The sequence below is a fragment of the Phytobacter sp. V91 genome, assembly GCF_965644225.1.
Classification (GTDB): Bacteria; Pseudomonadota; Gammaproteobacteria; order Enterobacterales; family Enterobacteriaceae; genus CBFFRJ01.
The window spans coordinates 71,290-80,075 of sequence record NZ_CBFFRJ010000003.1 but is presented as its reverse complement, the minus strand read 5'-3'; the positions used below and the strand labels follow the sequence as shown (position 1 = coordinate 80,075).

9 protein-coding genes are annotated in these 8,786 nt (G+C 52.4%); 5 read left to right on the top strand and 4 right to left on the bottom strand.

Translation table 11 applies throughout. The features are described from left to right. The first annotated feature begins 414 nt into the window (after positions 1-414). Positions 415-768, top strand: coding sequence for a FlxA-like family protein (locus ACSZO4_RS01295; RefSeq protein ID WP_437887023.1), 354 nt, complete (start codon positions 415-417; stop codon positions 766-768). Here the strand turns inward: ACSZO4_RS01295 and ACSZO4_RS01290 are convergent. Then, on the bottom strand, positions 759-1,688 hold the full coding sequence (locus ACSZO4_RS01290) for a LysR substrate-binding domain-containing protein (RefSeq protein ID WP_437887022.1): 930 nt from the start codon (positions 1,686-1,688) through the stop codon (positions 759-761). The genes ACSZO4_RS01295 and ACSZO4_RS01290 overlap by 10 nt on opposite strands. Positions 1,689-1,777: 89 nt before the next feature. Here ACSZO4_RS01290 and ACSZO4_RS01285 point away from each other — a divergent pair, with 89 nt between their 5' ends. After that, positions 1,778-2,767, top strand: a complete 990-nt coding sequence (locus ACSZO4_RS01285; protein WP_437887021.1) for a bile acid:sodium symporter family protein — start codon at positions 1,778-1,780, stop codon at positions 2,765-2,767. Here the strand turns inward: ACSZO4_RS01285 and ACSZO4_RS01280 are convergent. The 3 genes from ACSZO4_RS01280 to zipA all read right to left on the bottom strand — a co-directional run bounded on the left by ACSZO4_RS01280 (position 2,764) and on the right by zipA (position 6,017). Beyond that, on the bottom strand, positions 2,764-2,979 hold the full coding sequence (locus ACSZO4_RS01280; RefSeq protein WP_437887020.1) for a DUF3820 family protein: 216 nt from the start codon (positions 2,977-2,979) through the stop codon (positions 2,764-2,766). The genes ACSZO4_RS01285 and ACSZO4_RS01280 overlap by 4 nt on opposite strands. Next, positions 2,980-4,995, bottom strand: a complete 2,016-nt coding sequence (gene ligA, locus ACSZO4_RS01275) for an NAD-dependent DNA ligase LigA (RefSeq protein WP_437887019.1) — start codon at positions 4,993-4,995, stop codon at positions 2,980-2,982. It lies immediately after the preceding gene. A 71-nt stretch (positions 4,996-5,066) separates the two neighbouring features. Beyond that, positions 5,067-6,017 carry a cell division protein ZipA gene (gene zipA, locus ACSZO4_RS01270; RefSeq protein ID WP_437887018.1) on the bottom strand — a complete coding sequence of 317 codons (951 nt, stop codon included), beginning with the start codon at positions 6,015-6,017 and terminating at the stop codon, positions 5,067-5,069. A gap of 230 nt (positions 6,018-6,247) precedes the next feature. Here zipA and cysZ point away from each other — a divergent pair, with 230 nt between their 5' ends. From cysZ to ptsH, 3 genes are all read left to right on the top strand, one after another. Further along, positions 6,248-7,009, top strand: a complete 762-nt coding sequence (cysZ, locus tag ACSZO4_RS01265) for a sulfate transporter CysZ (protein WP_437887017.1) — start codon at positions 6,248-6,250, stop codon at positions 7,007-7,009. 141 nt (positions 7,010-7,150) lie between these two features. Next, positions 7,151-8,122 (top strand): cysteine synthase A, encoded by a 972-nt coding sequence (gene cysK / locus ACSZO4_RS01260; protein WP_437887016.1) that lies wholly within the window; start codon positions 7,151-7,153, stop codon positions 8,120-8,122. Positions 8,123-8,515: 393 nt separating this feature from the next. Next, positions 8,516-8,773: a phosphocarrier protein Hpr gene (gene ptsH / locus ACSZO4_RS01255; protein WP_039079738.1), complete on the top strand. Its 258-nt coding sequence runs from the start codon at positions 8,516-8,518 to the stop codon at positions 8,771-8,773. The last annotated feature ends 13 nt before the right edge of the window (positions 8,774-8,786 follow it).

Sequence of the window (8,786 nt, the reverse complement as noted above, 5' to 3'; positions counted from 1 at the left end):
GGTCGTTAGCTCAGTTGGTAGAGCAGTTGACTTTTAATCAATTGGTCGCAGGTTCGAATCCTGCACGACCCACCAATGTAAAAATGGCGCTGGCGGCGCTTTTTGCTATCTGCGATTTGTACATTTATCATCATTAGCCTGCCTTAAAAATTATTAATTTTTTATACTCCGCGAGTTTTATTTAAGTAAGCACAAAAACCTGAATTATCATCAAATAATCAGCACATAACCCCATCCTAAATCCTATTAAAAAAATATAAAAACGCCTTAAAAATCAACACGAAAAGCTCGTAACCTTTATCCATAATTTATCCTTAATGTCAGGATATGATCGCCAGACTGCGCGTACACCGTGCAGCTTAAGAATAATATGATTACGCCGATAATGATGTTTTATGGCAAGAGGAGTTAACGATGACAACAATTCAGGCAACGACTTCGTCAGTTAGCAGCAGCAGTAGTTCATCTTCCAGCGGCAATGATATTGCCTCGCAAATCAGCCGACTGACTCAGCAGATCTCCACGCTGACCAAACAGCTGAAAAGTGTTGCACAGGGTACCGGCACCACCGAAGAAAAGCAGACCCAGACAGAGCAACTTCAGGCTCAGATCGCGTTGTTGCAGGCTCAACTTTCTCAGTTACAGAGCAAGCAAGCTGAAGAAGCACAGAAAAAGTCTGAAGAAAAACAAACAAATACTCAGGCTTCCGCAAAAGTCGAAGGGGTCAACAACCCTTCTTCCGATCATCAGATTGATATTTATATCTGAGTAAAGAGCGGATCTTCTGCCCTGGCCCGGTTCAGACACCGGGCCTGTTCCCTCACCACATCCCAGACCGCCTGCGCTGCCCCCGACAATGAACGATTCTTGCGACGAACCAGCATGATTTTGCGCTGTATTTCCGGTACCAGTCGCTTCACCTTCAACTGACTCCCCTGGGGTAAAGGCAGTGCCAGTGCAGGCATCACGCTGACGCCAATCCCTGCCTCCACCATTGGAAACAGGGTCGCCGGGTGACCTATCTCCTGCACAATCTGCGCATGAATACCAAGACGAAATAAAGCGGCATCAATAAGTGGTCGGCTGCCTGACGCGTAGTCCTGCACCACCAGACGGGCATCTTCAAGTTCGGACCAGGAGACGCACGGCTCATCCGCCCAGGCGTGATCGTCGCGGCATAACAGAAAAAATGGTTCCGAGAGGATCTCTTCACATTGCAGATCACTGACCGGGCCAGGATCGATAACAATGCCAAAATCGACTTCGCCATGACGTATGCTTTCCAGCACCCACTGCTGAGGGCGGTCATGAAGCATAAAATCGATTTCAGGATAGCGCTGGTTGCTTTGCGCGATGCACTGAGGAATAAGATGGGCAGAGATCGTCTGGCTGGCGGCTACCCTTACCGTCCCTGTCAGTTGCTGCCCTACCCTTCCTGCTTCACGCAGCGTACTGTTAAGTTCATCGAGTAAGCGCTCCAGCCGTGCCGCCAGCTGCTGCCCGGCCTCTGTCAGAATCACTTCGCGCGTGGTGCGATCCAGCAACCGGACCCCCGTCTGCTGCTCCAGTTCTTTCACCGAGTGGCTCACTGCTGACTGGCTCAGGCCGATAATGTCGCCCGCCCGACTAAAGCTGCGCGCATGGGCTACGGTGACAAATACCCGTAACTGTTTTAAAGAGTAATTCATCTTAAAAATTCATAAATGGATTCAATAAATCAATTTTATTTCTCAAAACAAAAAAAGCAAAATATCGCTACTGAATTCCAGGAGTCTTTATGAAACTTTTTCGTATTCTCGATCCTTTTACCCTGACACTGGTCGTTACCGTGCTGCTGGCCTCTTTCTTACCGGCGCGTGGGAGTTTCGTCCCCTTTTTTGAATGGCTGACGACGGCGGCCATTGCCCTGCTGTTCTTTATGCATGGCGCCAAATTATCCCGCGAGGCAATCATTGCCGGTGGCAGCCACTGGCGTTTACACCTGTGGGTGATGTGCAGCACCTTTATCCTCTTCCCGGTACTGGGCGTGCTGTTTGTCTGGTGGTCACCGGTCAATGTCAGCCAGGAGCTGTATACCGGTTTCCTGTATCTGTGTATTTTGCCAGCCACCGTCCAGTCGGCCATTGCTTTCACCTCACTGGCAGGCGGAAACGTCGCCGCCGCGGTTTGTTCGGCTTCCGCATCCAGCCTGCTGGGTATTTTCCTCTCGCCGCTGCTGGTAGGGTTGCTGATGAATCTGCATGGCGCAGACGGCAGTCTTGAGCAGGTCGGTAAGATTATGCTGCAACTGTTGCTGCCGTTTGTGCTGGGGCATCTTTCCCGCCCCTGGACAGGCGCTTGGGTAGCACGCAACAAAAAATGGATCGGCAAAACGGACCAGACCTCAATCTTACTGGTGGTCTATTCCGCCTTTAGCGAAGCGGTCGTCAACGGTATCTGGCACAAAGTGGGGGTGGGTTCACTGCTGTTTATTGTCGTGGCAAGCCTGGTGCTGTTAGCCATCGTTATCGCCGTCAATATCTTTGTTGCCCGACGCTGCGGCTTCAACAAAGCGGACGAAATCACGATTGTGTTCTGTGGATCCAAGAAAAGCCTGGCCAACGGGATCCCGATGGCCAATATTCTGTTCCCGACCTCGGTGATTGGGATGATGGTGCTGCCGTTGATGATCTTCCATCAGATCCAGTTGATGATCTGCGCAGTACTGGCCCGACGCTACAAACGCCTGGCTGAAAAAGCCCAGGCACAGGACACGGCCAAAGCCTAATGGCGCTTCAGGGGCTGGACAAGATGCGTCAGCCCCTCAGTTTTGATAATCAGCACCAGCTGTAAAAGCTCGCCTAAATGCCCGGCAGGAAATGCCTCCTTGCGGGCAAACCACAGCAAATATTCCTCTGGCAGATCGATCAGGCGACGCCCCTGATATTTACCAAAGGGCATTTGCGTGTTGGCGATTTCGATAAGCTGCTCTTTTTCCATTTACACACCCAGCAGTCGAAGCATTTCTGCTTCGTCAATGACCTCAATGCCCAGCTCCTGCGCTTTCGCCAGCTTGGAGCCTGCCGCTTCGCCCGCAATCACCAGATCGGTTTTTTTCGAGACGCTGCCCGCCACTTTGGCGCCCAGTTCTACCAGCCGCGCTTTGGCATCATCGCGGGACAGCTGACTAAGACTGCCGGTCAGTACCACGGTTTTTCCCGCAAAGGGGCTGTCAATTTCAGCAGCATTGATGACCACCGGCGCAGGCCAGCGCACGCCTTCTGCCAGCAGCTGGCGAATAACCTCGCGATTACTCTCTTCGGCAAAGAAATTGAATACATGGGCGGCAACCACTTTGCCCACGTCAGGTACTTTTTGCAGTTCCTCTTCCGAAGCCGCTTCCAGTGCTTCAAGCGTGCCAAACCAGGCCGCCAGCCCAGCCGCGGTAGCCTCGCCGACTTCACGAATGCCTAACCCATAAAGGAAACGGGCAAAGGTGGTTTCTTTCGCTTTTTCCAGCGCATTGACCACGTTTTCCGCCGATTTTGGCCCCATACGCTCCAGCCCGGTCAGCTTACCTGCGGTCAATTTGAACAAATCGGCAGGCGTTTCGACGTACTCTTTTTCCACCAGTTGGTCGATGATTTTATCGCCCATGCCGTCCACGTCCATGGCGCGACGGGAGACGAAATGTTTGAGCGCTTCTTTGCGTTGCGCTCCGCAAATCAGGCCACCGGTACAGCGGACGACAACTTCGCCTTCTACGCGCTCAACGTCGGAACCACAGACCGGGCAGTGCGCCGGAAATTCAATTTCCCGGGTATCATCAGGACGCTCTGATTCCACCACGTTGACCACCTGCGGGATCACATCGCCTGCACGACGGATCACCACTTTGTCACCAATACGCAGCCCCAGACGGGCGATTTCATCGGCATTGTGTAGCGTGGCGTTACTCACCAGCACACCAGCAACCTGCACCGGTTCAAGACGCGCAACCGGCGTAATGGCTCCGGTACGCCCAACCTGGAACTCCACATCGCGGACAAAGGTCGTCTGTTCCTGGGCCGGGAACTTAAAGGCCACCGCCCAGCGCGGCGCCCGAGCGACAAAACCGAGCTGTTCCTGCAGGTCGAGGGAATTGACTTTAATCACCACTCCGTCGATATCAAAGCCAAGATGGGGTCGATCGGCTTCAACCTGGCGATAGAATGCCAGCACGCTTTCAGGAGAGTCACACAGACGTATGCGATCACTTACCGGCAGCCCCCACTTCTTAAACTGCTCTAAACGTTCCAGGTGACCACGCGGTAATTCACCGCCCTCAAGGATACCTACGCCATAGCAGAAGAAAGTCAGTGGACGCTTCGCGGTAATCCTGGGGTCGAGCTGGCGCAGTGACCCGGCTGCCGCATTGCGTGGGTTAGCAAAGACTTTCCCTCCACTGCGGCGCGCGTCTTCATTGATCTTCTCGAAACCCGCCTGAGGGAGAAACACTTCGCCACGCACTTCGACGCGCGCCGGAATGTTGTCGCCCTGAAGTCGCAGCGGAATGGCGCGAATAGTACGCACGTTGGAGGTGATGTCTTCTCCGGTGGTGCCATCCCCACGGGTTGCCGCGCGGATAAGCACGCCGTTTTCGTACAGAATGCTCACCGCCAGGCCATCGAGCTTAAGCTCACAGCAGTAGCTCAGGGCATCGGTACTTTTCAGACGATCCTGTACGCGTTTGTTGAAGGCAAGGAAGCTCTCCTCATCAAACACGTTATCCAGAGACAGCATGGGCACTTCATGGCGGATCTGGCTAAATGAGGCCAGTGGAGCAGCACCTACGCGCTGGGTCGGTGAATCCGGGGTCACCAGTTCAGGATGCTGCGCTTCAAGCTCACGCAGCCTGACCAGCAAGCCGTCGTACTCAGCATCCGGGATCTCCGGCGCGTCCATAACATGATATAGATATTCGTGATGGCGAAGGGTCGTTCGCAGGTGGGTGAGTTGTTTTTCGATTGATTCCATGTCGCACCATCAAATGATAAAAAACCCCCGATGTGCGGGGGTTTTGGCTGATAACAAAATAACGCCGTCGGTTACGCGTGTGATTCTTTCACTTCACGGATCCGGTCCTGATACTCACGCAGTTTCTGCGGCGTCATCATACGGCGTTGATCGTCAAGCACCACGCCGCCGACTTCATCGGCAATGTACTGCGCGGATTGCAGCATCAGCTTAAAGTTTTGCAGCTCGTCGCCGTAAGACGGCACCTGCATAAACATGGTCACACCCGGGGTAGTCAGTTCCCCCATCATGTCGACATCAAAGGTGCCAGGGTTGACCATATTCGCCAGGCTGAAGAGTGCCGGACCGCTGCCATCAGGGCTGAGATGACGGTGGAAAATATTCATATCACCGAATTTGAAACCCGCCTGCTGAATACTGTTGAGCAGCACATCGCCCTGCAACGCCGCGCCATGGTGTGCCGCAACGTTCATGATAATCACCGTCTCTTTACGAACCGGTTTTTCAACCACCGGCGCTTCTTCAACCACCGGCTCTGGTTCAGGCGCAGCAACAGGTTCAGGTTGCACCGACGGAGCAACCGGCTGCGGTGCAACAGGTTGAACCCTTTCCTGAGGCGGCGATGCTGGCTCAGCGGGTGCTGCTACAGGCGCAGGTTGGGCAACGGGCTGCTGCGGGCGCTCATCACGATGCTGAGGCGCTGGCGCAGTCGCACGAGGCTGAGCTGACGCATAGGGTGGTTGGTATTGATGTTGCGGCTGCTGACGAGTCGGCTCCGGCTCGCTCGCTTTCGGGGCGGTATTCACCCGATGAACGCGAACTTCACCCACGCTTTCCTCTTCTTCCTCGACATCCTCGTCATAAGCATCATCGTCATCACGTCTCGATTTCATACGTTTCAGCGGACGATCGCGAAACATAGATGAGCGTTCTTTACGGCTGGTCCAGAAACCATGAACCAGTAAAGCGATTATGGCGATCGCGCCAACAATGATTAATATCAGACGCAAATCCTGCATCATTATATTCTCTGTTGTTCTAACACCTTGCCAACACGGCAAACATTTACTCACTAAGAGTATTTGTCGATTACGTCAAGCGCAAGTGCACACAGGCCTTTCACGGCATAAAGATGAACGAAATCGTGCTTTTTGCTGTTTTTTCGAACATTTCCGAACGGGTTTTTTCCCCGACAAGCAGATAATATAGTCTTCCGATTTCTGGCGGTAATACAAAGGAGTATAGCCTGGCTATGGTTTCACCATCATCAGTCCCATCACGCAGCGGTCTTTTTTACTTTTCTCAGGGCTGGAAGCTTATCACCCTGCCGGGCATTCGTCGTTTTGTCGTCTTGCCTTTACTGGTTAACATTTTATTAATGGGGGGTGCCTTTATCTGGCTGTTTACTCGCCTGGATAACTGGATCCCTGCCATCATGAGCCGCGTACCTGACTGGCTACAATGGCTCAGCTATTTGCTCTGGCCGGTTATCGTTATCTCGATTCTGTTGGTGTTCAGCTATTTCTTTTCCACAATAGCCAACTGGATAGCCGCCCCTTTCAATGGCCTGCTGGCAGAGCAGCTTGAGGCACGCCTGACGGGTGTCACACCGCCGGATGCGGGCATTGGCGCAATAATGAAAGACATTCCACGGATCATGAAACGCGAATGGCAAAAGCTCGCCTGGTATTTGCCGCGCGCGCTGGTACTGTTCTTGCTGTATTTCATTCCGGGTATCGGGCAAACAGTGGCCCCGGTCCTGTGGTTCCTGTTCAGCGCCTGGATGCTGGCTATCCAGTACTGTGATTACCCCTTTGATAACCACAAAGTCCCGTTTAAGCAGATGCGTACTGCGCTGCGCACCCGCAAAGTGACGAATTTACAGTTCGGCGCCATCACCAGCCTGTTCACCATGATCCCGGTTCTGAATCTGGTTGTTATGCCAGTTGCGGTATGTGGCGCAACGGCGATGTGGGTCGATTGCTACCGGGAGAAAAACGCACTCTGGCGATAAGGGTTTTATTCCCGTTCTTATTCCATACTGGTTGCCATTATTTCGCCTCAGCATATAGATATGCTAAATCCTTACTTCCCCGTGGGCGGTAAGTGGGTATGCTGGGGTGGTTCCCAAATTTCATACAGTTAAGGACAGGCCATGAGTAAGATTTTTGAAGATAACTCGCTGACTATCGGTCATACGCCGCTGGTTCGACTGAACCGTATCGGTAATGGACGCATCCTGGCAAAGGTAGAATCCCGTAACCCGAGCTTCAGCGTTAAATGCCGTATCGGTGCCAATATGATTTGGGATGCCGAAAAACGCGGCGTGCTGAAGCCTGGAATCGAGCTGGTTGAACCGACCAGCGGTAACACTGGTATCGCACTGGCTTACGTCGCTGCCGCCCGTGGTTACAAGCTGACGCTGACCATGCCGGAAACCATGAGTATTGAACGTCGTAAACTGCTCAAAGCGCTGGGTGCAAACCTGGTGCTGACTGAAGGCGCTAAAGGCATGAAAGGCGCCATTCAGAAAGCGGAAGAAATCGTTGCCAGCGATCCGTCTAAGTTTGTGCTGCTCCAGCAGTTCAGTAACCCGGCGAACCCGGAAATTCATGAAAAAACCACCGGCCCGGAAATCTGGGAAGATACCGACGGCCAGGTTGACGTCTTTATCGCGGGCGTTGGCACAGGTGGTACGCTCACCGGCGTATCCCGCTATATTAAAGGCACAAAAGGCAAAACCGACCTGATTAGCGTGGCGGTTGAGCCGACTGACTCCCCGGTTATCTCTCAGGCGCTTGCCGGCGAAGAGATCAAACCAGGTCCGCACAAAATTCAGGGTATTGGCGCCGGTTTCATTCCGGGCAACCTGGACTTGAAACTGATCGACAAAGTGGTGAAAATCACTAACGAAGAAGCGATCAGTACTGCTCGTCGTCTGATGGAAGAAGAAGGTATCCTCGCAGGCATCTCCTCCGGCGCTGCGGTTGCCGCAGCCTTAAAACTCCAGGAAGACGAAACCTTTACCAACAAGAATATTGTGGTTATCCTGCCTTCTTCGGGTGAGCGCTATTTGAGCACCGCGTTGTTTGCCGATCTGTTTACTGAGAAAGAATTGCAACAGTAATGCCAGATTGTAACAAACGCGCAAAAAAGCACCCAATGTGGTGCTTTTTTGTGGCACACGTCAAAGTTTCACTCCTCCTGGCATTGCTTAGACACCTCGGGTCTGGTATTTAACCATCACATTTATTTTGATGCGCGAAATTAATCGGTTTTTGAATTCCCGAAGCTGAATCGATTTTATGATTTGGTTCAAATCTCGCTTTCGCGGCATAATGTTTAATGACGTTTTGATACGTCTTTAACCAGAAGCGCCAGCATCAAAAAATGCGTTTAGTACGCTTCTTAGGCTTCTGAGACGTGTCTGTAACGCAGGCGCTAACGATACAGGCTAAAGTCCTGCCGCCAGGCTAGACTTTAGTTCCACAACACTAAACCTATAAGTTGGGGAAATACAATGTTCCAGCAAGAAGTTACCATTACCGCTCCGAACGGTCTGCACACCCGCCCTGCTGCTCAGTTTGTTAAAGAAGCAAAAGGCTTCACTTCTGAGATCACTGTGACTTCCAACGGCAAAAGCGCCAGCGCAAAAAGCCTGTTTAAACTGCAAACTCTGGGCCTGACTCAGGGTACCGTTGTTACGTTGACCGCTGAAGGCGAAGACGAGCAAAAAGCAGTTGAGCATCTGGTCAAACTGATGGCAGAGCTCGAGTAAGTTTCCGGGTTCT

Excerpts from the sequence above, each read along its gene's own strand:
- ACSZO4_RS01295 (WP_437887023.1), top strand. The coding sequence starts at position 415 with ATGACAACAATTCAGGCAACGACTTCGTCAGTTAGCAGCAGCAGTAGT.
- ACSZO4_RS01290 (WP_437887022.1), bottom strand. The coding sequence starts at position 1,688 with ATGAATTACTCTTTAAAACAGTTACGGGTATTTGTCACCGTAGCCCAT.
- ACSZO4_RS01285 (WP_437887021.1), top strand. The coding sequence starts at position 1,778 with ATGAAACTTTTTCGTATTCTCGATCCTTTTACCCTGACACTGGTCGTT.
- ACSZO4_RS01280 (WP_437887020.1), bottom strand. The coding sequence starts at position 2,979 with ATGGAAAAAGAGCAGCTTATCGAAATCGCCAACACGCAAATGCCCTTT.
- ligA (WP_437887019.1), bottom strand. The coding sequence starts at position 4,995 with ATGGAATCAATCGAAAAACAACTCACCCACCTGCGAACGACCCTTCGC.
- zipA (WP_437887018.1), bottom strand. The coding sequence starts at position 6,017 with ATGATGCAGGATTTGCGTCTGATATTAATCATTGTTGGCGCGATCGCC.
- cysZ (WP_437887017.1), top strand. The coding sequence starts at position 6,248 with ATGGTTTCACCATCATCAGTCCCATCACGCAGCGGTCTTTTTTACTTT.
- cysK (WP_437887016.1), top strand. The coding sequence starts at position 7,151 with ATGAGTAAGATTTTTGAAGATAACTCGCTGACTATCGGTCATACGCCG.
- ptsH (WP_039079738.1), top strand. The coding sequence starts at position 8,516 with ATGTTCCAGCAAGAAGTTACCATTACCGCTCCGAACGGTCTGCACACC.